Source organism: Acidovorax sp., from assembly GCF_034519795.1.
In the GTDB taxonomy this organism is placed as follows: domain Bacteria; phylum Pseudomonadota; class Gammaproteobacteria; order Burkholderiales; family Burkholderiaceae_C; genus Acidovorax.
The window spans coordinates 1-24631 of record NZ_JAXHOB010000028.1; the positions used below are offsets into that span (position 1 = coordinate 1).

General features: G+C 67.8%; 22 protein-coding genes and 1 tRNA gene. 10 read left to right on the forward strand and 13 right to left on the reverse strand.

Translation table 11 applies throughout. The features are described from left to right. The first annotated feature begins 292 nt into the window (after positions 1-292). Positions 293-649 (forward strand): hypothetical protein, encoded by a 357-nt coding sequence (locus U5N23_RS28710; protein WP_322596106.1) that lies wholly within the window; start codon positions 293-295, stop codon positions 647-649. 29 nt (positions 650-678) lie between these two features. Then, a complete protein-coding gene (locus U5N23_RS28715; RefSeq protein ID WP_322596107.1) occupies positions 679-1035 on the forward strand; it encodes a hypothetical protein in 357 nt (118 codons plus the stop codon). 14 nt (positions 1036-1049) lie between these two features. Here the strand turns inward: U5N23_RS28715 and U5N23_RS28720 are convergent, their stop codons facing one another. After that, a complete protein-coding gene (locus U5N23_RS28720) occupies positions 1050-2210 on the reverse strand; it encodes an ROK family protein (protein WP_322596108.1) in 1161 nt (386 codons plus the stop codon). A 270-nt stretch (positions 2211-2480) separates the two neighbouring features. Here U5N23_RS28720 and U5N23_RS28725 point away from each other — a divergent pair, with 270 nt between their 5' ends. The 3 genes from U5N23_RS28725 to U5N23_RS28735 all read left to right on the forward strand — a co-directional run bounded on the left by U5N23_RS28725 (position 2481) and on the right by U5N23_RS28735 (position 3603). Beyond that, complete coding sequence (locus U5N23_RS28725) at positions 2481-3062, forward strand: DJ-1/PfpI family protein (protein WP_322596109.1); 582 nt, start codon at positions 2481-2483, stop codon at positions 3060-3062. Positions 3063-3125: 63 nt separating this feature from the next. Then, a complete protein-coding gene (locus tag U5N23_RS28730; protein WP_322596110.1) occupies positions 3126-3491 on the forward strand; it encodes a ribbon-helix-helix domain-containing protein in 366 nt (121 codons plus the stop codon). A 38-nt stretch (positions 3492-3529) separates the two neighbouring features. Next, a tRNA-Gly gene (locus U5N23_RS28735) sits at positions 3530-3603 on the forward strand. Positions 3604-3658: 55 nt separating this feature from the next. Here U5N23_RS28735 and U5N23_RS28740 read toward each other — a convergent pair. The 9 genes from U5N23_RS28740 to U5N23_RS28780 all read right to left on the reverse strand — a co-directional run bounded on the left by U5N23_RS28740 (position 3659) and on the right by U5N23_RS28780 (position 14347). Further along, the gene (locus tag U5N23_RS28740) at positions 3659-5680 is read right to left on the reverse strand and encodes a Cache 3/Cache 2 fusion domain-containing protein (protein WP_322596111.1); all 2022 of its coding nucleotides are present in this window, start codon (positions 5678-5680) and stop codon (positions 3659-3661) included. Positions 5681-6046: 366 nt separating this feature from the next. Beyond that, positions 6047-6739, reverse strand: a complete 693-nt coding sequence (locus U5N23_RS28745; protein WP_322596112.1) for a glutathione S-transferase N-terminal domain-containing protein — start codon at positions 6737-6739, stop codon at positions 6047-6049. Positions 6740-6742: 3 nt separating this feature from the next. Next, positions 6743-7702 carry a tripartite tricarboxylate transporter substrate binding protein gene (locus U5N23_RS28750; protein ID WP_322596113.1) on the reverse strand — a complete coding sequence of 320 codons (960 nt, stop codon included), beginning with the start codon at positions 7700-7702 and terminating at the stop codon, positions 6743-6745. A gap of 25 nt (positions 7703-7727) precedes the next feature. Beyond that, positions 7728-8477: an enoyl-CoA hydratase/isomerase family protein gene (locus tag U5N23_RS28755; RefSeq protein WP_322596114.1), complete on the reverse strand. Its 750-nt coding sequence runs from the start codon at positions 8475-8477 to the stop codon at positions 7728-7730. A gap of 7 nt (positions 8478-8484) precedes the next feature. After that, positions 8485-9291, reverse strand: coding sequence for an enoyl-CoA hydratase (locus U5N23_RS28760; protein ID WP_322596115.1), 807 nt, complete (start codon positions 9289-9291; stop codon positions 8485-8487). Beyond that, positions 9288-10484 (reverse strand): CaiB/BaiF CoA-transferase family protein, encoded by a 1197-nt coding sequence (locus U5N23_RS28765; RefSeq protein WP_322596116.1) that lies wholly within the window; start codon positions 10482-10484, stop codon positions 9288-9290. Before U5N23_RS28765 ends, U5N23_RS28760 begins: the two co-directional genes overlap by 4 nt. 23 nt (positions 10485-10507) lie before the next feature. Beyond that, positions 10508-11569: an ABC transporter ATP-binding protein gene (locus U5N23_RS28770; RefSeq protein WP_322596117.1), complete on the reverse strand. Its 1062-nt coding sequence runs from the start codon at positions 11567-11569 to the stop codon at positions 10508-10510. Positions 11570-11589: 20 nt separating this feature from the next. Beyond that, complete coding sequence (locus tag U5N23_RS28775; protein WP_322596118.1) at positions 11590-13299, reverse strand: iron ABC transporter permease; 1710 nt, start codon at positions 13297-13299, stop codon at positions 11590-11592. Between the two features lie 4 nt (positions 13300-13303). Continuing rightward, positions 13304-14347 carry an ABC transporter substrate-binding protein gene (locus tag U5N23_RS28780; RefSeq protein ID WP_322596119.1) on the reverse strand — a complete coding sequence of 348 codons (1044 nt, stop codon included), beginning with the start codon at positions 14345-14347 and terminating at the stop codon, positions 13304-13306. Between the two features lie 131 nt (positions 14348-14478). Here U5N23_RS28780 and U5N23_RS28785 point away from each other — a divergent pair, with 131 nt between their 5' ends. From U5N23_RS28785 to U5N23_RS28795, 3 genes are read left to right on the forward strand one after another with little or no spacing between them, the layout of a single operon-like run. Then, complete coding sequence (locus U5N23_RS28785; protein WP_322596120.1) at positions 14479-15462, forward strand: quinone oxidoreductase; 984 nt, start codon at positions 14479-14481, stop codon at positions 15460-15462. 17 nt (positions 15463-15479) lie between these two features. Beyond that, a complete protein-coding gene (locus U5N23_RS28790) occupies positions 15480-16244 on the forward strand; it encodes a glutathione S-transferase family protein (RefSeq protein ID WP_322596121.1) in 765 nt (254 codons plus the stop codon). A 50-nt stretch (positions 16245-16294) separates the two neighbouring features. Next, positions 16295-16975: a GntR family transcriptional regulator gene (locus U5N23_RS28795; RefSeq protein WP_322596122.1), complete on the forward strand. Its 681-nt coding sequence runs from the start codon at positions 16295-16297 to the stop codon at positions 16973-16975. On the opposite strand, the gene U5N23_RS28800 is transcribed toward U5N23_RS28795, so the two are convergent. Together U5N23_RS28800 and U5N23_RS28805 are read right to left on the reverse strand one after the other, a co-directional pair. Continuing rightward, entirely contained in the window at positions 16976-17887 is a 912-nt protein-coding gene (locus U5N23_RS28800) for an RluA family pseudouridine synthase (RefSeq protein ID WP_322596123.1), read from the reverse strand. 11 nt (positions 17888-17898) lie between these two features. Beyond that, entirely contained in the window at positions 17899-18021 is a 123-nt protein-coding gene (locus U5N23_RS28805) for a hypothetical protein (RefSeq protein ID WP_322596124.1), read from the reverse strand. Between the two features lie 132 nt (positions 18022-18153). Here U5N23_RS28805 and U5N23_RS28810 point away from each other — a divergent pair, with 132 nt between their 5' ends. Both U5N23_RS28810 and U5N23_RS28815 read left to right on the forward strand, forming a co-directional pair. Continuing rightward, positions 18154-20538, forward strand: coding sequence for an AsmA family protein (locus tag U5N23_RS28810; RefSeq protein WP_322596125.1), 2385 nt, complete (start codon positions 18154-18156; stop codon positions 20536-20538). Between the two features lie 93 nt (positions 20539-20631). Next, positions 20632-21147, forward strand: a complete 516-nt coding sequence (locus U5N23_RS28815; RefSeq protein WP_322591511.1) for a M23 family metallopeptidase — start codon at positions 20632-20634, stop codon at positions 21145-21147. A gap of 275 nt (positions 21148-21422) precedes the next feature. On the opposite strand, the gene U5N23_RS28820 is transcribed toward U5N23_RS28815, so the two are convergent. Further along, positions 21423-24631, reverse strand: a 3209-nt coding sequence (locus tag U5N23_RS28820) for an error-prone DNA polymerase (RefSeq protein ID WP_322596126.1), incomplete at its 5' end; no start/stop codon positions are given.

A 24631-nucleotide genomic window follows, 5' to 3' on the forward strand; every position in this document is an offset into this window, starting at 1 on the left:
CAGAAGTAAGAGCGGCTAACAAAACTCTTCTGGCGTCGTTGCTGCGCCTTGTCGTACCAACGTACTGCCTGCGGCGCAGCGCCTAGCCAGAACCGCTTCGCTGAGTTTTGTTATCCGCTCTAAGCCCAGCCGGCGCCGATGCCCCAGGAGGCGCTCGGGCTGGGGCACAATCGCCGGCGTGCATCCGGCAACACAGGCAGCCCCATCCGGGGCTGCACTGCATTTCACCACCAAGAGGCCCCCGCTCCAGGGCGGCCCACCGGCGGCACGTACCCAGAGGGAACCCACCAACATGAAAGCCTTGATCCTTGCGCTGCTGACTGCAGCGACTTCCGTAGCGCATGCGCAAACGCTCGACGTCTTCGAATCCCACGGCAACATGCACTACGCCATGGTGCCTACCGACAAGGCCCGGGACACCCAGTACATGGAAAGAATGGCCTACAAGTTCTGCCAGGACCAGAACAAGGGCAGCTGCCGGGTGATGATCTGGTCCGACAGCCTGGACAAGCCCACCGGCAACCCCTTTCATACCCGGTACGATGAGAACAAACTTGCCGAATACATGCGCAACTATGGCGGCATTGCCGATGGCATCCGGTTCAACTGCAAGCTGGTGACCACCGCCAGCCGCTGCTATCAGCAGTGAGCCATGGCACACCAGGAAAGGACAACACCATGAAGGCACTGACTCTTGCGCTGCTGACCGCGGCCACCGCCGCTGCTGCGCACGCGCAAACGCTCGACGTCTTCGAGACCCACGGAAACACGTACTACGCCATGGTGCCCACCGACAAGGCGCAGGACACCGACTACATCGGACGGGCAGCCTACAAGTTTTGCGCGGACCAGAACAAGGGCACCTGCCACATCAAGATCTGGTCCGACAGCCTGGACAAACCCACGGGCCAGCCCCACCACACCCGCTACAACGACAACCAGCTCGCCGACTACACCCAGGGGCCCAGCGGCGCCGCCGGAACGCTCTTCAACTGCAAGCTGGTGAAGAACGCCAGCCGCTGCTATCAGCGCTGAGGCCGTCGAGAGCCTCACCCCTGCCCCGGCGCATCGCGCCGGTTGGTGAAGCTGGCATTGCCCAGCCCCGTGCCCACGGTGAGGATGGCCCAGCGCTCCACGTCGTTGGTGAAGGGCATCTCGGACAGGCCCTGCACCACCGCATCGTTGTGCAGGCAGACCTGGGTGCGGCCATCGCCAATGTGCGGCAAGCGCTCGCACAGGTCGCGCGGCAGGTGAAAGCGCGTGCTCTCCCAGTTGCCCGGCAGGTTCTGAGTGCCACCGGCCAGCGAACCATCCTCCACGATCAGCCCGGGGCAGGCCACGCCGATGTAGGGGGCCAGGCGGATCTCCTTCTTCTCTGCATAGGCGATCAGGTCTTCGAGGATGGTGGCGATGCCTTCCACCAGCTCGTCGCGCTTGGGCTCGTCGTCGGCATGGGCCCATTTCTCGCGGCGCACCACCTCGGCCTGTGACATGTCGGGCGCGCGGTGCAGGTGGGTCTGCACGATGCCGCAGCGCACGTTGGTGCCGCCGATGTCCACCGCCAGGATGGCGTCGTAGCTTTGCAGCAGGGCCGGCGGCGCCAGGTGCACCCAGCCGATCAGCCCCCCCTCGTCCGCATGGTGGTGCAGGGTGCGCAGTTCCACGGGCACCTTCTCGGCCTTGAGGATCTTGCCCGCGCGCGCGATGGAGCGGCTGCCCACCTCGCTCTGGTGGAAGCCCCCGCCGATGATGATGCGCTCCACGCCCTTCCAGCTCTTGTGCTTGAGAAAGCGCTGCACCACATGCGCCAGCTGCAGCGCATAGTCTTCCGACGCGGCTGCTATGGCCTGGGCGGCAATGCCGTCCTTCTCCAGCATGGCGTCGAGCTGGTGCTTGCTCAGCTCGCGCGTGGACTTGCGCCCCATCGGGTCCTTGCCGTCCATGGACGTGAACAGCTTGCGCCAGGCGTCGAGCATGTGGCGAAACGCCGTGCGGCTGGCCACGTCGCCCACGAAGCCATCGCCATCGCGCAGCTCCAGGCTGTAGCCCTCGATCACGACCGACGCCAGCCGCATGTCGCCATGCGGGCCGACGATGCCCAGCTCGCGCTGGGCCTTGGCGTCTTTTTCCTCCTGTGCCGCGCTGGGCTTGTCGGCCGTGGCTTTCTGGGCCTTGGTGCCCTTGTCCTGGTCTTTGTCCTTGGAAGCCATTCGTTCCCTCATGCAATGGGGCCCGCACGCGGGGCCGTGCCTGCATGGTGCCCCAGGCGGGGGCGCCTGGGCGTCAGCCAATGCCTTGTCGTTCCCCCAACCACGACCGGGTCTTGCCCGGATGCCCGGCAGGGGGCGTGCCCCGCATACGCGCTGCTTTTGCCTCGACAGAAGGCCCGCTGCCCCATGCCGCATGTAGTAGCCGGCTAACACCCGCCGCACGCCCCGCAGTCCAACAATGGACTCCCCTGACCTTTGAGGAGACACACAATGGCGGCGAAAAAGATACTCATGCTGTGCGGCGACTACTGCGAGGACTACGAGACCATGGTGCCCTTCCAGGCCCTGCTGGCCGTGGGCCACACGGTGCATGCGGTGTGCCCGGACAAGAAGTCCGGCGAACACATCAAGACGGCGATCCATGACTTCGAAGGGGCGCAGACCTACAGCGAAAAGCCGGGCCACAACTTCACGCTCAACGCCACCTTCGCCGGCCTGGACGTGGCCAGCTACGATGCCCTGGTGATCCCCGGCGGCCGTGGACCCGAGTACCTGCGCACCTACCCTGCCGTGGTGTCGGCGGTGAAGCATTTCTTCGACACCAACAAGCCGGTGGCCGCCGTGTGCCATGGCGCCCAGTTACTGGCCGGTGCCGGCGTGCTCAAGGGACGCACCTGCTCGGCCTACCCAGCCTGCCGGGCCGAGGTGGAGATCGCGGGCGGCACGTACGCAGACATCGCCATCGATACCGCCGTGACCGAGGGCAATCTGGTGTCGGCGCCGGCATGGCCGGCGCACCCGGCCTGGATCGCGCAGTTCCTGGCGCTGCTGGGCACACGCATCAGTTTGTAAGCACCGTTTGACGCCAGGGCAACGGCCTCCGATGATGGTGGCCGTTTCTGAAAGGCCGGAACCATGTGCCAGGTATTCATCAGCGCCGACCCCACCCTGTACGAAAGCCGCGCCCGTTCGGTGCGGCTGCACGGGGTGGCCACCAGCATCCGGCTGGAAAACCTGTTCTGGCAGGTGCTCGGCGAGATCGCCCGGCGCGACGGCATGGGCGTGCCCCAGTTGTGCACCAAACTGTACGACGAGTTGGTGGCCGAGCGCGGCGAGGTGGACAACTTCGCGTCCTTCCTGCGGGTGTGCTGCGGCCGCTACATGGCCTTGCAGCTGTCGGGCGGCATACCGCAGGATGCGTCCATTCCCATCCACAGCCTCAATGCCCGGCAGGTACTGGCCACCGAGGGGCGGCGCACGGTGCTGGCGCAGGCAGCGTGAATCGGCCCGGCGGCTGTGCCCCTATAATTCGGCGCACTGCGGGTGTAGCTCAATGGCAGAGCTGTTGCTTCCCAAGCAACTGACGAGGGTTCGATTCCCTTCACCCGCTCCAGTTCTGCCGGACGTCCGTCCCCCTCCCCCTGGTTCCTTTTCCCCGAGCCACGCAGTCAGCGTGCCGCGCCGAGGCGTGCCTGCGACTGGGCGTGCAGGGCCGGCACCGGGTGCGCGCCGCTGCTCCCCAGCTGGAACTGCGCCACGGCGCCCACCATCTGCTCGGCCTGGCTGCGCAGGCTGCTGGCGGCGGCCGCCATCTCCTCCACCAGGGCGGCGTTCTGCTGCGTGGCCTGGTCGAGCTGGGTGACGGCCTCGCCCACCTGGCCCACGCCGGCGGTCTGCTCGCTGCTGGCGGCGCTGATCTCGGCCACCATGCTGGCCACGCGCCCGATGGACTGCACCACCTCCTGCATGGTGGAGCCGGCCTGGTCGGCCAGCACCGAGCCTTGCTGCACCATGCTGCTGCTGGCGACGATCAGCTCCTTGATGGCCTTGGCTTCGGCTGCCGTGCGCTGCGCCAGGTTGCGCACTTCAGCGGCCACCACCGCAAATCCCCGGCCCTGCTCACCCGCGCGGGCGGCTTCGACGGCGGCGTTGAGCGCCAGGATGTTGGTCTGGAAGGCGATGCCATCGATCACGCCGATGATGTCGGCAATCTTCTGGCTGCTGGTGTTGATGCCGTGCATGGTGCTGACCACCTGGGCCACCACCTTGCCGCCGTCGGTCGCGACCTGGCTGGCCCGCACGGCCAGCTGGTTGGCCTGGGCGGCGCCGTCCGCGTTGTGGCGGATGGTGGCGCCCAGCTCTTCCATGCTGGCCGAGGTCTGCTCCAGCGAGCTGGCCTGGCTTTCGGTGCGGGCCGACAGGTCCTGGTTGCCATGGGCGATCTGGGAGCTTGCGGCCGATACGCTCTCGGCGCTGGCGCGCACCGTGCCCAGGCTCTCCAGCAAGCGCACGCGAAAGCCCTCCATGGCCTGCGCCAGCGTGCCGATCTCGTCGCGGGACCGGATGCTGACACTGTGTGTCAGGTCGCCCTGCGCGAGGTAGCCCAGCGCGGTGCTCAGCTGCTGCACCGGTGCGCCCACCAGGCGCCGCGTGGCCAGCACCAGCACCACGGCCAGCAGCACCAGCGCCACCAGCACGCCCAGCCACAGCCAGGTCAATGCGCTGCGTGCGTCGCCCATGAGCTCGGACACCGGCGCTTCGGCCACGATGGCCCAGTTCCAGGGTTTGTAGCGCTCCACGGCGACAAAACGGCGCGCCGTGGCTTCGCCAGAGGGGCGCGGTGACCAGGTGGCCTCGAAATCGCTGGCCTGCTCGGAGCTGGTGAGCGCCGCCAGCCAGGCTTTGCCCTGGTCGACCTTCTCGTCGACGACCAGTGCCGGGCCAGAGCCACCCAGGCCGGCGATGCGGCCGCGCGCCGGGCCTGAAGAGACGTCGACCGCGTAGACGGCACCCGTGTCGAACAGCTTCTGCCCCGCCATCAGCTTGCCCAGCCCGTCCAGAATGGGCGCGATGTCAGAGCCGATGAACATGATGCCGATGGTGCGGTTGCCCTCGCGAATCGGCTCGTAGACGGTCATGTAATCGCGGCCGAACAGGTTGGCACGGCCGATGTAGGGCTTGCCTTCGGCCATGAGGGCATAGGCGGGGTGCTTGCGGTCCAGCAGGGTCTTGAAGGCGCGCTCGCCGTCCTGCTTCTTGAGCGAGGTCGTGACACGGATGAAATCGTCACCCGTGCGGGCAAAGATGGTGGCGACCGCCCCCTTGGCATCTGCGGAAAAACGGTCCACCACCTCAAAGTCGCCATTGACCGGCACCCCCTGAAAGCTCAGAACGGCTTCGGGCTTGCCGTCCGCACCCGGCTGCTCGGCCAGGCTGAAGGCCCCCGGGAAGTTGGCCTTGAGCAGTCCGAAGTCGCGCAGCGCCAATTGCTGCGCCGACTCGTCCATGGTCTTCACCAGGGTGCTGACCTGGGATGCATATTGGCGCGCATCGCCACGCGACGCGGCGCCGAAACTGCTCCACACCATGCTGCTCACGAGGGCCATGGTGGTCAGCAGCACCACCAGCAGGCTGGCAAGTGCCACGAAGGACAGCTTGAAAGCGATGGATCGGGAGGCAAAAGATGTCATGGGCAAACCCTCAGAAAATCAAATGTCAATAGGTGTTTTTATCTATCCAAATGTAATCGTCGACGAGCATACGCTGGCATTGGCCCGGCATGGCCTGGGGCCATCTGTCTGCATCTTGCCTCTTTGTGACGCATAAATGCCAGCCCCGCAAGCGTGCAAACAGCAATGCGCAGCATGGATACACTGCAGCAAGCGCATGCAGCCGGCATTCAACCTGCCTGACCTGGCAATGCTGCGGCGCGACGGGGGGGGGGGTGATGGAGCAGGGCAAAGGCGCCAACGTGCTGGGCGGCCGCTTGAACGCCCCTGCACTACTTCCTGAAGGCGCTGCGCGGCTGACCGCGCGCTTCACCTGGGCCAGTTCAGTCAGCGCTTTGCGTACTGCTGCGCCCCGAACAGCACCTCGCGCGATTGCGCATCGTGTGCGGGCTTGCGCAGGTCGGCCAGCACGGCGATGCCGCGCTGCACCGCCGGGCGGCTGCCCACGGCGGCAAACCAGCGCTCGAGGTGCGGGTGGTCCAACAGGGTGATGCCCTGCTTTTCCCAGTTGCGCAGCCAGGGCCAGACGGCCATGTCGGCAATGGAGTAGTCCTCGCCACCGAGCCAGGGGCTGGCGGCCAGCCGCCGCTCGATCACACCGTAGAGGCGCCGGGCCTCGTTGGTGTAGCGGTCGATGGCATAGGGGATCTTCTCGGGCGCATAGAGCCTGAAATGGTGGTTCTGCCCGAGCATGGGGCCCACGCCGCCCATCTGGAACATGAGCCACTGCAGCACCTCGTAGCGGCCCCGGTCGTCGGGCGGCAAAAAGCGCCCGGTCTTGCCTGCGAGGTACAGCAGGATGGCCCCTGACTCGAACAGCGTGATGGCCTGGCCGTCCGGCCCTTCGGGGTCGCGGATCGCGGGGATCTTGTTGTTGGGGCTGATGGCCAGGAAGTCGGGGCGAAACTGCTCGCCCGCGCCGATGTTCACGGGGTGGGCTCGGTACGCCAGGCCGCACTCCTCCAGCAGGATGTGGACCTTGTGGCCGTTGGGCGTGGCCCAGGAATAGACGTCGATCATCGATCACTCCACCTTCACGTTGGCGTTCTTCACGCGTTCGAGCTGGGTCTTGCCGGCCTCGGCCGCCCAGGCGTTGAATGCTGCCGGCGTGGCAAACGGCGCGGCCTCGTTGCCGGTGGTCAGCAGCTTCTCCTGCACCTGCGGGTCGGCCAGCACCTTGCTGGATGCGGCGACCAGCCGGGCCTGCACATCAGGGGGCAACTTCGCCGGGCCGAACAGGCCGAACCAGAACGAGAACTCGAAACCGGGCAGCCCCTGCGAATCGAGCGTGGGCACGCCGGGCGCCACGGCAGAGGGCTGTTGCATGGTCACGCCCAGCATCTTCACCACGCCCTGGCGGCCCAGGGGCAGCACCGAGGCTGCCGTGCCGAACGACAGGTCCACCTCGCCCGTGGCGACGGCCTGCAGCGCCGGTGCGCCGCCCTTGAAGGGGATGTGCACCATGGTGGCCTCGATGGCCCTCTCGAAGGTCAGCGCCGCCAGGTGCGGCGAACCGCCGATGCCCGATGAGGAATAGTTGAGCTGGCCCGGCCGCGCCTTGGCCGTGGCCACCAGGTCCTTGAGCTGGGTGATGCCGCTCTTGGGGCTGACTGCCAGCACCAGGGGCGAGACGGTGAGGCGGTTGATGGGCGTGAAGTCTGCCGGGGTGTAGCGCACGTTGTACAGATGCTGGTCGATGCCATAGAGCGTGCCCGTGGCCAGGCCGATGGTGTAGCCATCGGCTGGCGCGCGCGACAGCAGGGTGGACGCCAGCGTGCTGCCCGCTCCGGGCTTGTTGTCCACGACGATGGCCTGCCCCAGCTCCTTGCCCATGGCCTCGGCGACGATGCGCGCGATGCCGTCGCCTGCACCCGAGGGCGAGTAGCCCACGATGAGGCGGATGGGCTTGGCGGGGTAGTCGCTGGCCATGGCCGGGGCCGACAGGCCGAGCAGCAGGGCCGATGCGATGCAGTGCAGTTTCATGGCGGTCTGTCTCCTGTGCCTGGCGTCACTTGCCAGTGAATTGGGGTGGGCGCTTTTGCGCCCAGGCCGCCTGGCCCTCGCGCAGGTCTGCCGACTGGTAGGCGCGCAGGATGTCAGTGTTGAGCTCTTCCACGTCCAGCGTGCCCCGGGCCATGCGGTTGAGGTGGCGCTTCATGCCCACCAGGGCCAGCGGCGCCATGCTGGCGCAGTCGCGCGCCAGATCGGCCACCTCCTGCTCCAGCTGCGCCGCCTCCACCAGCTGCGTGAGGTAGCCGATGCGCAGCATCTGCGCCGCGCCGATCTTGCGCGCGGTGAGGAACAGCAGCTTGGCATTGTCCAGGCCCAGGCGGCTGACATAGCGCTCCATGCCCGAGCGGTAGTAGTGCAGGCCCAGCCGCGCGGCGGGCATGAACAGGTCGATGCCCTCGGCGCCCACGCGGAAGTCGCAGGCCAGTGCCAGGTCGGTGGCCCCGCCGTAGACGCCGCCGTGCAGCACGGCGATGGTCACGGGCCGCGCCATCTCCAGCGCATCGACCATGCCGGCAAAATCGATCTTGCGCGGCGCGCCGATGCTGCCGATGTCGTAGCCGCTGCAGAAGTACTTGCCGGTGCTGCGCAGTTGCAGCACCAGGATGTCGGGTCGCTGGTTGACTTGTTCGATCAGCGCGGCCAGGTGCTCCAGGTCATCGGCCGTGAGCCGGTTGGCCTGTTCGGGCCGGCGCAGGGTGATGGTGGCGACCGCGCCGTCGGTGGTGAGTTCGGGAAGTGCGTTCATCGGAATGTCATCGGCCGTGGAATTGGGGGGTGCGCTTGGCCAGGAAGGCGCGGCGGCCCTCCCGGTAGTCTTCGCTGTCAAAGCAGCGCAGCACCAGGGCGGCCACCGCATCGGCGCCTTCGGCCGCATCGGAATAGTGCTCGAACGCCTGCAGCGCCTGTTTGGCCGCATGCACGGTCAGAGGCGCATTGGCGGCGATCTGTGCGGCATAGGCGGCCACGCGCTCGCCAAGCAGTTCGGCATCCACCACGAAGTTGACCAGGCCCACGCGCAGCGCTTCGTCGGCCTCCAGAAAGCGCGCGCTGAAGAGGATGTCCTTCGCGGTGGCTGGCCCCACCAGGCGCGCCAGCGCGGCCACGCCCCGGTAGTCGTAGCCCAGGCCCAGCCGGGCGGCAGGGATGGCAAAGCGCGAGGACGAGGCCGCAAAGCGCACGTCGGCTGCGAGCGCAATGGCCAGGCCGCCGCCCACGCAGTAGCCGTCAATCATCGCAATCAGCGGCTTGCTCAGCGCCGCCAGGCCCGCATGGCCGCGCGCGGCGATGGCGTCGTAGGTCTGCTTCTGTGCCGCGTCGGCCCGGTGCTGCTCGAACTCCGAGATATCGGCACCCGAGACAAAGGCCTTGCCGCCCGCCCCTTTCATGACCACGGCACGCACGGCCGGGTCGCGCTCGAAGGCCTCGGCAGCGATGCCCAGGCCCTGCCACATGTCCAGCGACATGGCGTTGCGCCGCTCGGGGTGGTTGAAGGTGATCCAGCCCACGCCACCCAGCACCTCGGCCAGGATGCGCGGGGTTCCCAGGTCCATCGTGCTCATGCTACGGCCCCTTCGCTGCGCAGGGCTTTGATCGACTCATCGGTGTAACCCAGCTCGCGCAGCACGTCGTCGGTGTGCTCGCCGGCATCGGGCGCGGCGCGGTGGAAGGCCTCGGCATGCGCGCAAGCCGACAGGTTGATGGGCGAGCGCAGCAGTTGCAGCGCGCCCATCTCGGCGTGCAGCGCGGGCCGCGTCATGCGCAGGTGCCTCGCCTGCGCGTCCTCGAAGGCCTGGCCGATGTCGTACACCGGCCCGCAGGGCACGCCGGCCTGGTTCAGGCGCTCCACGAGTTCGGCCACGCCGAACTGGCGGGTGATCGCGCTGATGGCCTCCTCCAGCTCGCGCCGGTGGGCCAGGCGCGAGGGCTGGTCCTTGTAGCGCTCGTCCTGCGCCAGGTGTGGTGCCTGCAGAAAGTCGCACAGCTTGGTCCACATCGCGGCACCCGGGCCGCAGATGTTGACCTGGCCATCGCGCGCCTCGAAGGTGCCCATGGGCACCAGCGTGGGGTGCGAGTTGCCCTCCTGGCGCGCCACATGTCCGTCCACCGTGTAGCGCGCGCCCTGGAAGTCGAGCTTGTTGAGCATGGCTTCGAGCAGCGAGGTGTGCACCCACTGGCCCTGGCCCGTGCGCTCGCGGTGCAGCAGCGCCAGCAGGATGCCCTGGCCGAGGAACATGCCCGCCGTGGTGTCCGAGATGGCGATGCCGGTGCGGTAGGGGCCACGCCCGGGCTCCCCGGTGACGGAGCTCAGCCCGCACATGCCCTGCACGATCTGGTCGAGCCCTGGCCGCTCGGCATAGGGGCCGGTCTGCCCGAAGCCCGAGATGCTGGCCAGGATGATGCGCGGGTTCACGGCGCACAGGGCCTCGTAGGTCAGGCCCAGGCGCTCCTTGACGGAGGAGCGGAAGTTCTCCACCACCACGTCGCTGCGCTCCACCAGTTGGCGCAGCACGCGCATGCCTTCGGCGGTCTTGAGGTTGACGCTCAGGCTGCGCTTGTTGCGGTGCAGGTTCTGCTCGTCGGAGCCGCGGCGCGGCCCCAGCGTGGGCTTGCGGTCGGGCGGGTCGATGCGCACCACGTCGGCACCCCAGTCGGCCAGCAGGCGCACGGCCACAGGGCCGGCACGCGCGATGGTGAGGTCGAGCACACGGTAGCCCGACAGCGGCAAGGCGGTATTGGCAGGCTTGGCTTGCATGGGCAATTCGTTTCTCGAAGACATCACTGCACCGCCGCCACGGCGTGGGGGTCTACGTACACCATCGACTGCTGCCCGATCTCCAGCACCAGGGACGGCGCCGCGTGGACCTTCAGCGGCGCGCCGCCCGCGCTGGGCTGCACCAGGTAGTGCCAGTACTCGCCCAGGTAGGTGCGGCCCACGACCGACACGGCACCGAGCGGTACGGCACCATCGGGCCCGGAGCCCAGGTACAGCGACTGCGGGCGGATGGAGGCCTGCAGGCTGGCGCGGTCGCCCTCCAGTCCGGCCTGCAGGGGAATGCCGTCGGGCAGGCCGTCCAGGCGCATGCGCCCGCCCTGCACTGCCCCCTGCACCAGGTTGGTCTTGCCGATGAAGCCCGCGACGAAGGGTGTCTGCGGCCGGTTGTAGAGATTCCAGGGCGTGTCGATCTGCTCCAGGCGGCCCTGGTGCAGCACGGCGATGCGGTCGGAGATGGCCATGGCCTCGGTCTGGTCGTGCGTGACGTAGACCGTGGTGAAGCGGAACTCGTCGTGCAGGCGGCGGATCTCGGCGGCCATCTCCTCGCGCAGGTTGGCATCGAGGTTGGACAGCGGCTCGTCGAGCAGCAGCACCTCGGGCCGCACGATCATGGCCCGGGCCAGGGCCACGCGCTGCTGCTGGCCGCCCGACAGCTCGGCCGGGTAGCGCTGCGCGTAGGGGCCGAGCTTTACCACGTCGAGCATCTCCTTGACGCGCTGCGCGATTTCGGCAGCAGGTGTCTTGCGCACCTGCAGGCCGAAGCCCACGTTCTCGGCCACGGTCATGTTGGGCCAGATGGCATAGCTCTGGAAGATCATGGACATGCCCCGGTGCTCGGGCGCCACCGAGCGCGTGGGCGACGATATCTCGCGCCCGTCCACCAGGATGGCGCCCGCGCTCGGTTCGATGAAACCGGCGATCATGCGCAAGGTGGTGGTCTTGCCGCAGCCCGAGGGGCCGAGCAGGGTGACGAGTTCGCCGCGCCGCAGCTGCAGCGAGACGCCATCCACCACAGACGCGCTGCCGTAGTTCTTGCGCAGGTCTTTGAGTTCGAGTTTGGACATATTTTTGTTTCCTCAGTTCATCAGCCCCGGCGCAGCATGAAGTCGCGCCCGGCGAGCTTCATGCCGATGGCCACGACCACGGTGACGATGACCACCAGCACCACGCCCATGGCGGCCAGCGTCTCGTAGTTGCCCTGCTCGCTCAGATCCAGCGTGAGCACCGAGACCACGCGCGAGCCCGGCCCGGTGAGGAACACCGCCGTGGACAGCTCCTTGGTACAGATCACGAACACGAGCACGAATGCACCCAGCAGCGTCTTCTTGAGCAGCGGCGCCACCACCCGGGTGAGCACCGTGATGCGGCTGCCGCCCAGGATGCGCACGGCCTCTTCCAGTTCGGGGTTGAGGGCGCGCACCCCCGCCGAGCTGGCCGCCACCGCGATGGGCAAAAAGCGCGTGGTGAAGGCGATCACGATCAGCACCCCCATGCCGTACAGCGAGAACGGCGGGCCGGCATACGCGGCATAGAGACCGATGGCCAGGATGAGCCCCGGCACGGCCACGGGCGCCAGCGCCAGGAACTGCACCAACACCGGGAAGGGCGTGATGCGCCGCTGCGTGGCATAGGCGATGCAGATGCCCATGCCCACGCACACCAGTGCCGTGGCGCCGGAATACAGCACCGTGTTGACGATGGCAGAGCGCACCGTGAGTTGCTCGAAGAAGATGCCGTAGAAGTTGTCCCAGGTGAGGTTATCGAGCGCCAGGCCCTTGCCCCAGGCCTTGGACACCGATGCCAGCAGGAGGATGGCCAGCGGCATCACCACCGAGAGCAGGGCCACCAGCCCCGAGTACGCCAGCAGCAGCCACTTCCACCAGCCGATGTCGAAAGGCCGCCGCTCGCCGCCCTTGCCCGACACCGAGACATAGCCGCGCCGCGCCAGCAGCCTGCGCTGCAGCATGAGCATCACGATGGTGAGCAGCAGGATGGGCATGGAGAACGCCGCCGCCTGCTCCACCTGCAGCGGGTACTGGAAGAACGAGACGATCTGCGTGGTGGCCAGGTTGATGCGCGCGGGGATGGCGATCAGCGCCGGCGTGCCATACAGGGCAATCGCCTCCAGAAAGATCAGGATGGCCGCGCCGATGATGGACGGCAGCACCAGCGGCAAGGTCACCCGCGCCATGGTCTGGAACTTGCCGGCCCCGTGGATGCTCGCGGCATCCTCCAGCTCGGTGGACACCAGGTCGAGCGCCGACTTGGTGAACACATAGATCAGCGGGTAGGTGTAGAGCGCGATGACGAAGGCCAGGCCCCAGAAACTGAAGATGTTGAACGGCCCCTTCAGCACGCCGGTCAGCTCCACGACCAGGCGGTTGAGCCAGCCGGCATTGGGGCCAGCGAGAAGGATCCAGGCGATGGCGCCCAGGAAGTTGGGCATGACGAACGCCGCCAGCACGCTCAGGTGCGTGAAGCCGCGGCCGGGCATGTTGGTGCGCGAGACGGCCAGCGCCAGCGGCACGCCCAGGGCCAGAGCGATGGCCGTGACGGCCACCCCGAGGTACAGCGAGTTGAGCAGTGCCTGCAGATGGCGGCCGCGGCCAAGTGCCTGCACGTAGCTCTGCAGTGACCATTGGCCGTCTGCGGTGTGGAAGCTGTCCCACACCAGGCGCAGGATGGGGTTGGCCACCAGCAGGACCAGCACCACGATGAGGGCGCCGAACAGCCAGACCGAGGGATCGCCCAGGCGGCCGGCGGCACGGCGCACGGCGGGTGGATGCAGGGCCATGGCGTCAGACACCGAAGGCCTCCCGCCAGGCATCGATCACCTTGGGAATCTGCGCGACCATCTGCGGGGGCGTGGGCGCCAGCAGCGGATTGGCATCGCCCAGGCCGATCACGCCGGGCGCGGGCTTGGCGTTGGCGCGCAGCGGCACGCTGAACTCCTCGACCGAGATGCGTTCGGTGTCTTCGCTGCCAAGCATCCACTCCATGAACAGCCTGGACGCATTGGGCCGGCGCGTGTTGGCCAGGATGCCCGTGGGCGAGAGGATCAGCACCGGCCCCTCCTTGGGCGCCAGCGTGGCCACCGGGTTGCCCTTGGCGGCCGACCGTGCGGCCAGGCTCATGGGCCCGGCGGAGACCGATGACTCGCCGGAGATCACCGCCGTCACCGCGTCGATGGTCGAGCGGCTCACGTGCGCCTTGTTGGCGGCCAGCTTCTTGAAGAAGTCGTCGCCGTAGAGCTTGCGCATCTCGATGCACCAGGCGCCTGCCGCGCCGCTGTAGGCGGGGTGCGCCACCAGGGCAGCGCCGCTCCACTTGGGGTCGAGCAGGTCGGCCCAACTCTTGGGGGCCGCGGCGGCCGATACCTTCTGGGTGTTGTAGACCAGGCCCATCATGAAGCAGCTCGACGCGTGGAAGTAGCCGTCCGGGTCCATGTTCTGCACGCGCTTGTCCTGGCGGGCGACGGCGGCCGGCAGGAACTTGAGCAGCAGGTTGCGGCCCTTGAGGTCCACGTAGTGCGCCAGGTCCGTGGAGGTGAACACGTCGCAGTTGGGCGTGCCGGCCTTGAGGTCCTGGTTGAGCCGCTGGTAGGCCACCTGCGCCGTGGTGCGCACCACGTTGACCTTGATCCCCGGGTAGCGGGCAGTGAAGGTGCGGCCCATCTTCTCGGCGACCTCGGAGGTCTGGGGCACCGTGTACCAGGTGAGCTCGCCCTCCTTGCGGGCGGCATCGTGCAGGGCTGCCAGGGCTGGGGCCTGTGCCCGGACTATCGCGGGAAAGGCCAGCGCGCTGGCCGCCATCACACCGAACTCTCGTCTGCGCAAGAACATGGGTTGTCTCCTGATCGTTGATGACCGATCGGTGTCGGCCTTTTTTCAGTATGCACAGAGCATTTATAAAAATACAATAATGGTTTGTATGTATTTTTTACAAACGATTCAAAAGTTCTAATGGCGCTGCCATGACAAAAAGCCCCTCCATCCATTTCCACCGCCACGGCGAGGCCGACGTGCTTGAAGCCGTGGAAGTCGACGTTCCCGCACCCGCCTCGGGCGAGGTCCAGATCCGCCAGACGGCCATCGGCCTGAACTTTGCGGACATCTACCAGCGCCGCGGCGGCCACGGCCCGCACTCGGCCACGCCCTTCCCCATCACCCCTGGTGCCCAGGGCGCGGGCGTGGTGCAGGCGGTGGGCCCGGGGGTGACCGCCTTCACGGCGGGCCAGGCAGTGGCCTATTTGCACCCGGGGGCCTACCAGGTCACGCGCAACGTGCCGGCACACCGCGTGGTGGCGCTGCCGGACTGGATACCCGAGGACATTGCGGGCGCCAACCTGCTGCGCGGCCTGACGGCCGAATACCTGCTGCGGCGGCTGTATGTGGTGCGGCCCGGCGAGGCGGTGCTGGTGCATGCGGCCGCAGGCGGCATGGGGCTCATCCTGTCGCAATGGGCCCGCGCGCTGGGCGCCACGGTGATCGGTACCGTGGGCTCCGCCGCCAAGGCCGAGGTGGCGCTGGCGCATGGCTGCCACCACGTGATCGACTACCGCCGCGAGGATTTCGTGGCCCGCACCCTGGAGCTGACCGGCGGCGTGGGGGTGGGCGTGGTGTACGACGCGGTGGGCAAGGATGTGTTCCTGCCCTCGCTGCAGTGCCTGCGCCCGCGCGGCCTGGCGGTCAACTACGGCACGGCCTCGGGCGACGTGGAGGCCTTCGACCTGCAGATCCTGCATGCGAAATCGCTCAGCGTGTGCCGCCCCACCCTGCGAAGCTTCGTGGCCGACCCGGCCGAGCTGCGCGCGTCGGCCGAGGCCTTCTTCGACGCCGTGCGCGACGGCCATGTGCGGCTGGGCATAGGCCAGCGCTATCCGTTGGTAGAAGTGCAGCGGGCGCACCGCGACCTGGAAAGCCGCGCCACCACCGGCGCACCCGTTCTCATCCCCTGACGCACTGGACCCTTCCCATGAGACTCTTCCATGCCTGGCTGTCGAGCGCCTCGCGCCGCGTGCGCCTGTGCCTTGCCGAAAAGAACATCCCCTACGACAGCGTGGCCGTGGACCTGAGCCGGCAGGAGCAGCACGCGCCCGAGTTCCTGGCGATGAACCCCGACGGGGTGGTGCCAGCCCTCGAAATATCGCCCGGCCGCTTCCTGCACGAAAGCTCGACCCTCTGCGAGTACCTCGACGACATCGCCCCCGAGCCCCCGCTGCGGCCCGCGGACCCCTACGCGCTGGCGCAGATGCGCAATTTCGTGCGCTGGACCGACGAGAAGTCGCTGCCCCATCTGCTGATCCTGAACTGGAGCCTGATGCTGCAATCCACCGCGCAGCAGTGGAGCGACCAGGAGCTGCAGGACAAGCTGGCACGCATCCCCACCGCCGAGCGGCGCGAGGCCTGGGTGCGCATTGCCCGCAAGCCCTACACCGAGGAGGAAAAGGCCGAGGCCCTGCGCAAGCTGCTGCTGCTGGTGGACCGCATGGAAGGCATGCTGGCACCCTCTTCGCCGTGGCTGATGGGCGCAAATTACTCGCTGGCGGACATTGCGGCTGCGCCCTTCATTGCGCGCATTGCGGAGATCGAGCCCGCAGCGCTGGCCGAAGCCACCCACCCGCGCGTACACCGCTGGTGGCAGGCCATGCAGCAGCGCCCGGCGTTTGCCGCAGCGCGCCTGCAATTGTTCGGCGAGGTGCTGCAGGAGCGGCAGCGCGCAACCACCCCAAGCCGCTGAGCCAGGACAAGATGCGGCCGCCCGCGCATTATCATTCGGCCACTACGAACATGGCCACCACTACCACGACACCGCCCCGCGTCAACCTCAGCGACAAGATCCGCGAGGCCCTGGAGGAAGAGATCATCTCCGGCAAGCTGTATGCCGGCTGCAGCATCGACGAGCAGGAGCTGATGGAGCGCTTCGAGGTCTCGCGCACCCCGGCGCGCGAGGCCATCCAGCAACTGGCCACCGCCGGCCTGGTGGAGATGGTGCCGCGCCACGGCGCCGTGGTCGCCACGCTCTCGCTCACCGAGTACGTGGCCATGCTGGAGATGCTCACCGAGCTCGAAGGCCTGGCCGCGCGCCTGTCGGCACGGCGCATGCCGGCGGCCTTGCGGCGGGACCTGCAAGCCTCGTTCCAGGCCTGCGAGACCGCGGCCGCCAAAGACGACTCCGTGGCCTACGAAGAGGCCAACCGCTGGTTTCACCAGACCATCTACGACGGCAGCCTCAACGAGGTGCTGGCGCGCCAGCTGCGCCAGATGCGGCTGCGCATGCGGCACCCGCAGCGCTCGCTGTTCGACCGGCCCAACCGGGTGCGCAACTCGCTGGCCGAGCACCAGGACATCATGAAGGCCATCCTCGACGGCGACGAGGATGCGGCCGACCGCCACATGGGCCGGCACATCTCGAGCGGCGGCAATGTCTACGTGGATGCCGTGGCCCGGGGCAGCGTGCCGCGCGGCTGATCAATTCAACGGATTGAGCCGCAGCTGGCTTGTGAATTGCCGGCCTTCGCCCGTGAGCGGATCGGTGAATGCCAGCGAGCGTGCCAGCAGCTGCAGCGGGCGCGAGTAGTCGCCCTCGGGCGGATCGTTGACCACCGGGTAGAACGGGTCGTTGCGCAACGGCAGCCCCAGCGCCGCCATGTGCACGCGCAACTGGTGGCGCTTGCCGGTGATGGGCGACAGGCGGTACAGCGCCCAGTCGCCCTGCCTCTGCAGCACCTCCATATGGGTGTGGCTGTTGGGCTCGCCCGGCACCTCGTGCATGCGAAAGAACTGGGGGCTCTCCTCCATGCGGCTTCGGTGCTCACGCGGAAATTCGACCTCCCCGCGCCAGGGTGCCACGGCCTCGTAGTGCTTGGTGATGGTGCGGTCACGGAACAGCGCCTGGTAGGCGCCGCGCGTGCGCTGCTGCACCGAGAACAGCACCAGCCCGGCCGTGTCGCGGTCGATGCGGTGCAGGGGTGACAGCTCGGGCAGGCCCAGGCGGCGCTTGAGGCGCACCAGCAGCGTGTGCTGCAGGTAGCGGCCCGAGGGCGTAACGGGCATGAAGTGCGGCTTGTCGGCCACGAGCAGGTGCTCGTCCTGGTGGAGCACGGTTTCGGTGAATGGCACCTCGGGCTCGTCGGCCAGATGGCGGTAGTAGTACACGCGCAGCCCGCCCTCGAAGGGGCGGGCGGGTGCGACCGGTGCACCGCGCTCGTCCACCACATCGCCCGCCTGCATGCGGGCCTGCCATTCGGCACGGTCCACCGCAGGCAGGCGCTCGGCCAGGAAGTCGAGCATGCTGCCCTGCCCATGGGTGGGCAGCACCACGCAACTGGCGCCCACGCCGTCGCGCATGGGTGGGGCGAAAGGACGCAGGAGGCTGTGCATGGTGGCGCATTCTAAAAGGCCTCGCCTTCGTTCCCGCCCGCTACAGCCGCCAGCGACGCCGTCCAGGCTGAGGCCAGCAGCAGCAAGGCGCCCATGGCCCGCGCCGCCAGCGCCGCGCCAGGGCTGTAGGACAAGGGCTGCAGTTGGTTACACGGGCGACCTGGCAGGGCGGTTGCGGGCTAGCATCGGCCCAACCGCACCCAACAGGCCGCTGGCCTGCAGCAAGTGCTCCGATCTTCGCGCTTTTGGATGACACCTGCCCCCCCATGCCCGCCACGCCATCGACCGACATGCCCACCCCGCCCCCGGCGGCCACCCACCCTGCCCGCAAGCCCTTGCACCGGGCGGTGAAGGGGGTGCTTGTGCTGGCGGGTCTGCTCGTGGGCCTTGCGGTCCTGATCGGCGTGGTGCTGTCGCTGATGGACTGGAATCGCTACAAGCCCTGGGTCAACGAGAAGGTCAGCGAGGCCACGGGCCGGCGCTTCGAGATCGAAGGCGACCTGTCGGCCGCCTGGCGCTGGCCGCAGCCGCTGGAAGAAGGCTGGCGCCGCTGGGTGCCGGGCGTGACGGTCAAGGCCGAGCGCCTGGTGATGGACAACCCGGCAGGGTTCGAGCCCCCGTTCAGCGGCGATGACAAAAATAAAGGCAAGGACAAGGGGCCTGGCACCGCTGCGGCACGGGCCCCTGCCAGTGCTGCGTCGGCGGGATCGGCTTCGGCATCCACAGCGCCGACCACGGCCACCCTGCCCGGCACCGAGACCATGGCCCGCATCGGCAGCGTCAGCGCTTCCGTCAGCCTGCTGCCGCTGCTCTCGCGCCACCTGGCCATCGACACCGTGGCCCTCACCGACCCGGAGATCGCCCTGGCCCGCACCAAGGACGGCAGCAACAACTGGACCTTCAAGCACAAGGACGAGGACGACCCCAAGAGCCGCTGGAGCTTCGACGTGGGCCGGCTGGTGGTCAACCAGGGGCTGCTGGCCTATGCCGATGCCCAGAAGGACGTGGACCTGCAGGCGCGGGTGAACACCACGGAGCCGGTGGATCCGGCCCAGGCAGGCAGCGCGAAGGCGGCCAGGGCATCCATTCTTCCCGCGTCGGCGGCGGCTTCCTCGGCCGAGGCTGCGGCTTCGCGCGATGTGGTGGCCAGCCAGAGCAGCGCAAGCGGCGGCACGTCCGTCCCCTATGGTCTGCAATTCAAGCTGCAGGGCCGCATTGCCAAGGCACAGGTTGAGGGCAGCGGCCGCGCTGGCCAGGTGATCAGCCTGCGCGACAAGGTGGTCGACTACCCGCTGCAGATCGAGGCCACCGCAGGCAGCGCGGCGCTGTCGGCAGAGGGCATTCTGGCCAACCCCGGGGCCCTGTCGGGCATGGACTTCGACGTGATGCTCAAGGCCGACAGCATGGCCGACCTGTACGAGGTGACGGGGCTGGTGCTGCCCAGCACCCCGCCCTTCAAGACGCGCGGGCGCCTGACCGGCAGCCTGGAACCCGAACGCGCCGTGTGGAGCTACAGCGACTTTCGGGGCAAGGTGGGCGAGAGCGACCTGCAGGGCGACCTGAAATACACCTCGGGCAAGCCGCGCCCCAAACTCACGGGCAGGATCACATCCAGCCAGTTGCGCCTGGCCGACCTGGGACCGGCGCTGGGCACTGCCAAGGCCAGCAACACCCACCGTGGCAAGACCGATGGCAAGGTGCTGCCGGACGCCAACTTTGCGGCCGAGCGCTGGAGTGCCATGGACATGGACATCGCGTTCAAGGGAGAGCACATCATCCGATCCGAAAGCCTGCCGCTGGAAGACCTGAGCCTGCGGGCGGTTATGGACAACGCGCAACTCAGGCTTGCGCCGCTGACCTTTGGCGTGGCCAAGGGCAAGATCGAATCGGAGGTCGTCATCGATGGCCGCACGCCCCCCCTCAAGGCACAGATACGCGGCAAGGTGGAGGGGCTCCAGCTCTCGGCCCTCTTTCCCAAGGTGGAGCTCATGAAAAAGAGCTTTGGCCGCATGGATGGCGCCGTGGCCCTGCACAGCAGCGGCAACAACGTGGCCGACCTCCTGGGCAAGGGCACGGGCGAGGCGCGCCTGTATGTGCGCGAGGGCACGCTGAGCAAGCAGATGCTGGACCTGGCATCCCTGAACGTGGGCAGCATCGTCGTGGGCAAGCTGTTCGGCGACGACAAGGAGGTGCGCCTGCGCTGCGCGGTGGCCGACTTCACCGTGGTCGATGGCCTGGCGCAGACGCGCGTGGTGAAAATGAGCACCGACGATGCAGTGATCGAGGCCACCGGCACCATTGACCTGGGCACGGAAGCGATGAACCTGCGCATCAAGCCCGAGTCGCTGGAGTGGAAGTTCTTCTCGCTGCGCACCCCGCTGTACGTCAGGGGTACCTTTAGCAACCCGGATGTCGGCGTGGAACCGGGGCCCCTGCTGCTGCGCGCAGGCGCTGCGGTGGTAGCGGCGGTGGCGGCACCGGTGGCCCTGGCGTTGCTGCCGGTCACCGTGCCGGCCGCCGATGACGACACCTACTGCAAGCCGCTGCTGGACCTGGCCAAGGAGCCTGTGAAGCCGGGTGCCCAGGGCGCTGCAGGCACGACATCGCAGCCCGCGCGGGATGCCGCCAGCCGGCAGCGGCCAGCGCGCTGAGTCGGCCTGCGGTTTCTGGGCAGGCGCAGTGCGGGAATAATCCTCCCTTTTTCTCATCGGCGCGCTGCATGGCCGATGCGGTGCGCCCCCTGCATGAAGACTCTCCAATCCGTGGGCCTGGCCCTGCTCGGGCTGTTGCTCATTGGCCTGATCGCCCCTGAACGCATCCGCATCCCCGTGGCCGGAGCCACCACGAAGGACTGGAATGCCCAGTCGTTCTGGTTCGAGCCCTGGGGCACGTCGGGCGTGCACAAGGGCATCGACATCTTCGGCAAGGCGGGGGCGCCCGTGCTCAGCACCACGGATGGCATCGTGCTCTTCACGGGCGAGATCGCCAAGGGCGGCAAGGTGGTGCTGGTGCTCGGGCCGCGCTGGCGCCTGCATTACTTTGCCCACCTGGACCGCATCGGCACCCATGCGCTGGCCCCGGTGGCCTCGGGCAGCCCCATCGGCACCGTGGGCGCCAGCGGCAATGCCCAAGGCAAGCCGCCGCATCTGCACTATTCCATCGTGCGGCTGCTGCCTGCGCCGTGGAAGATCGACGGGGCGACCCAGGGTTACAAGAAGGCCTTCTTCATGGACCCAGGCGCGTACCTGAAAGCGCAGTAGCCGCAACGCTCATACGGATTGCATTTGATCGTATAGCCAGTGTCCCGAGTTAGAAATTCGTTGAATAAATCTGCCGACAATCCCCGCCATGCGTCGTTGCAAATGCTCGCCATGCGCCCGGCATGTCTGCGCTTTGCGCCTAGCTTGGCAGCGATTTCGGCAGATTTATTTCTTCAACGAACTTCCAACTCGGGACACTAGGCGGGAAGCTGCAGACAGTGCCATAGCACGGCAAGGCGAACCAACAACGCTAGACGGTCAAAGGCGAATCCGTATCAATGGAAGTCCCGGCTGCCATCGAGTGCCCCGGCCATGCGGCCCAGCAGCGGCGTCAGGTCCTTGAAGCGCTGCGCCACCAGGTGGCGCACCACGAAGGCTTCGCCTGCGACGTCTTTCCCTTTTTCTTCGTCCTCCCCATGCCGGCTGCACTGCCACACCCCCTGCACGGCCAGCAGGCGTGAGCGCAGGATGGCGTCGCGCCACCGCTCCACCATGGCGGGCCAGACGATGACGTTGACGGGGCCGGTTTCGTCCTCCAGCGTGACGAACATGGTGCCCTTGGCCGAGCCGGGCCGCTGGCGCACGGTGACGATGCCGCAGGCGCGCACCAGCCGGCCATCGGGCACATTGCGCAGTTGCAGCGCCGTGAGCAGGCGCCAGCGCGCAAGCCGGCTGCGCAGCAGCGACAGCGGGTGGCGGCGCAAGGTGAGGCCCGTGGCGGCGTAGTCGAACAGGATTTCTTCGCCCTCAGGCGCCTCGGGCAGTTGCAGCGGGGCTTCGTGCACGGGCACGTCGCGCAGCAGGGCCGGTGCGGTGTGCTGGGCGCTGGCGTCCCACATCTGCTGGCGCCGGTGGCCCGAAAGGCGGGCCAGTGCGTCGGCCGCGGCCAGCACCTGCATGTCCTGGTGGTTCAGGCGGGCACGCAGGGCCAGGTCTTCGGTGCTGGCAAAGGGGCCGCCCTGCACACGGGCCTCGACCAAGCGTTCTGCCGCAGCTGTCTCCAGGCTGCTCACCAGGCGCAGGCCCAGGCGCACTGCGGGCTGGGGCAGCGGTGGTGCGGGCAGGCCCTTGGCCGGTTGCAGCATTTCGGGCGTGCCCTCCAGCGTGCACTCCCAGTCGCTGCAGGTCACGTCGATGGGCAGCACGCGCACACCATGGCGCCGCGCGTCCTGCACCAGCTGCGAGGCGGTGTAAAAGCCCATGGGCAGCGAATTGAGCAGCGCCGCCAGGAAGCAGGCGGGCTCATGGCATTTGAGCCAGCTGCTGCTGTAGGCCAGCAGGGCAAAGCTGAAGGCATGGCTTTCGGGGAAGCCATACTCGCCGAAACCCAGCATCTGCTTGAAGACACGCTCGGCGAAATCACGCGGGTAGCCGTTGTCCACCATGCCATCAATGAGCCGCTTCTCGAAACGGTGCACGCCGCCTGTGCGCTTCCACGCGGCCATGGAGCGGCGCAGGGCATCGGCCTCCGATGCGGAAAATTTGGCGGCGATCATCGCGATCTGCATCACCTGTTCCTGGAAGATGGGAATGCCCAGCGTGCGCTTGAGTGCTTCTTCAAGCTCCTTTTTCTCAAGCACCAACGGCTCGCCTTTGCGTTGCCGCTCACGCGCCTGCAGATAGGGGTGCACCATGCCGCCCTGGATGGGCCCCGGCCGCACGATGGCGACTTCCACCACCAGGTCGTAGAAGACGCGTGGCCGCAGGCGCGGCAGCATGCTCATCTGGGCGCGGCTTTCGATCTGGAACACGCCCACGGTGTCGGCGGCGCAGATCATGTCGTAGGTGGCAGGGTCTTCGGCCGGCACCTGGGCCAGCGACCAGCGCTCGCCGCGCAGACCCGCACGCAGGTCCAGGCAGCGGCGCAGGGCGCTGAGCATGCCCAGGGCCAGCACGTCCACCTTCATCAGGTGCATCTCATCGAGGTCGTCCTTGTCCCACTGGATGATGGAACGATTTTCCATGGCGGCGTTTTCCACCGGCACGATGCGCGTGAGCAGCCCCTGCGTGAGCACGAAGCCGCCCACATGCTGGCTCAGGTGGCGCGGAAAGCCCTTGAGCTGTGCCGACAGCTGCAGCCACAGCTCGGCCGTGTGCAGGCCCAGGTGCTCGCCCATGGCCTGCGCCATCTCCTGCAGACGGTGCGCTGCGAATTCCTCATCGAACCAGTGGTGGTCCTTGGCGAAGGCATCGACCAGTTGCGCAGGCACGCCCAGGGCCTTGCCCACGTCGCGCAGCACGCTGCGCGTGCGGTAGCTGGTGACCACGGCGGCAATGGCGGCACGGTTGCGGCCGTACTTGGTGTAGACGTACTGGATGACCTCCTCGCGCCGGTTGTGCTCGAAGTCGACGTCGATGTCGGGCGGCTCCTTGCGCTCCTTGCTGATGAAGCGCTCGAACAGCAGCTTGGTGCGCTCGGGGTCCACCTCGGTGATGCCCAGGCAGTAGCAGACGGCCGAATTGGCGGCCGAGCCCCGGCCCTGGCACAGGATGCCCTCGCCGCGCGCAAAGCGCACGATGTCGTGCACGGTCAGGAAGTACATCTCGTACTGGCAATCGGCGATCAGCGCGAGCTCGCGCAGTACCTGTGCCACCACCTTCTCGGGCACGCCCTGCGGGTAGCGGCCGCGCGCGCCCTCCCAGGTCAGCCAGGCCAGGCCCTCCGCAGGCGTCATGCCCTCGGGCACGGCTTCCAGCGGGTACTGGTACTTGATCTCGTCCAGGCTGAAGGTGCAGCGCGCCGCAATCTCCAGCGTGGCCGCCAGCAGCCCGGGCGGGTAGATGCCGGCCAGGCGCACGCGCTGGCGCAGGTGGCGCTCGGCATTGGGCTGCAGGGCAAAGCCGCATTCGGCCACGGTACAGCCCTGGCGCACGGCGGTGATCACGTCCTGCAGCGGCTTGTGCGAGCGCAGGTGCATGTGCACGTCGCCCGCCGCCACCAGGGGCACGCCGGTGTGGCGCGACACCTGCTGCAAGGTGGCCAGCCACAGGTCGTCGTCGGGCCCGAGCAGCAGCTCCACCCCGAGCCAGAAGCGCTGGCCGAAATGGGCCTGCGCCTGTTCCACACAGGCCAGCAGTGCAGCGGTGTCCAGCGCATGCTGCACACTGCGGGCGGGGATGAGCAGCAACTCGCAGTCCTGCAGCTGTGCCACCTCGGACACCGGCCCCAGCTCATAGGTCCCCTTGGGCGCGGTGCGCCGCGCGGCGCTGATGAATTCGCACAGGTTGCCCCAGCCCTCGATGTTGCGCGGCAGCGCCACCAGCCGAAAGCCCGGGTAGGCGAACTCGCTGCCCGGGATGAACTGCAGGCCCAGTTCCTTGGCCGGGCCGTGGGCCCGCACCACGCCGGCCACCGAGCATTCGTCGGTCAGCGCCAGGGCCCGGTAGCCCAGCTCGGCCGCGCGCGCCACCAGGTCCTGGGGCTGCGAGGCGCCGCGCTGGAAGCTGAAGTTGGAGATGCAGTGCAGCTCGGCATAGTCCGGCA

Bases quoted from the DNA above. Each gene is read 5' to 3' on its own strand.
- U5N23_RS28765 (WP_322596116.1), bottom strand. From the start codon at position 10,484: ATGCAAGCCAAGCCTGCCAATACCGCCTTGCCGCTGTCGGGCTACCGT.
- U5N23_RS28755 (WP_322596114.1), bottom strand. From the start codon at position 8,477: ATGAACGCACTTCCCGAACTCACCACCGACGGCGCGGTCGCCACCATC.
- U5N23_RS28720 (WP_322596108.1), bottom strand. From the start codon at position 2,210: ATGGCTTCCAAGGACAAAGACCAGGACAAGGGCACCAAGGCCCAGAAA.
- U5N23_RS28815 (WP_322591511.1), top strand. From the start codon at position 20,632: ATGAAGACTCTCCAATCCGTGGGCCTGGCCCTGCTCGGGCTGTTGCTC.
- U5N23_RS28745 (WP_322596112.1), bottom strand. From the start codon at position 6,739: ATGATCGACGTCTATTCCTGGGCCACGCCCAACGGCCACAAGGTCCAC.
- U5N23_RS28740 (WP_322596111.1), bottom strand. From the start codon at position 5,680: ATGACATCTTTTGCCTCCCGATCCATCGCTTTCAAGCTGTCCTTCGTG.
- U5N23_RS28775 (WP_322596118.1), bottom strand. From the start codon at position 13,299: ATGGCCCTGCATCCACCCGCCGTGCGCCGTGCCGCCGGCCGCCTGGGC.
- U5N23_RS28770 (WP_322596117.1), bottom strand. From the start codon at position 11,569: ATGTCCAAACTCGAACTCAAAGACCTGCGCAAGAACTACGGCAGCGCG.
- U5N23_RS28710 (WP_322596106.1), top strand. From the start codon at position 293: ATGAAAGCCTTGATCCTTGCGCTGCTGACTGCAGCGACTTCCGTAGCG.
- U5N23_RS28750 (WP_322596113.1), bottom strand. From the start codon at position 7,702: ATGAAACTGCACTGCATCGCATCGGCCCTGCTGCTCGGCCTGTCGGCC.
- U5N23_RS28790 (WP_322596121.1), top strand. From the start codon at position 15,480: ATGAGACTCTTCCATGCCTGGCTGTCGAGCGCCTCGCGCCGCGTGCGC.
- U5N23_RS28760 (WP_322596115.1), bottom strand. From the start codon at position 9,291: ATGAGCACGATGGACCTGGGAACCCCGCGCATCCTGGCCGAGGTGCTG.
- U5N23_RS28785 (WP_322596120.1), top strand. From the start codon at position 14,479: ATGACAAAAAGCCCCTCCATCCATTTCCACCGCCACGGCGAGGCCGAC.
- U5N23_RS28800 (WP_322596123.1), bottom strand. From the start codon at position 17,887: ATGCACAGCCTCCTGCGTCCTTTCGCCCCACCCATGCGCGACGGCGTG.
- U5N23_RS28795 (WP_322596122.1), top strand. From the start codon at position 16,295: ATGGCCACCACTACCACGACACCGCCCCGCGTCAACCTCAGCGACAAG.
- U5N23_RS28725 (WP_322596109.1), top strand. From the start codon at position 2,481: ATGGCGGCGAAAAAGATACTCATGCTGTGCGGCGACTACTGCGAGGAC.
- U5N23_RS28810 (WP_322596125.1), top strand. From the start codon at position 18,154: ATGCCCGCCACGCCATCGACCGACATGCCCACCCCGCCCCCGGCGGCC.
- U5N23_RS28715 (WP_322596107.1), top strand. From the start codon at position 679: ATGAAGGCACTGACTCTTGCGCTGCTGACCGCGGCCACCGCCGCTGCT.
- U5N23_RS28730 (WP_322596110.1), top strand. From the start codon at position 3,126: ATGTGCCAGGTATTCATCAGCGCCGACCCCACCCTGTACGAAAGCCGC.
- U5N23_RS28780 (WP_322596119.1), bottom strand. From the start codon at position 14,347: ATGTTCTTGCGCAGACGAGAGTTCGGTGTGATGGCGGCCAGCGCGCTG.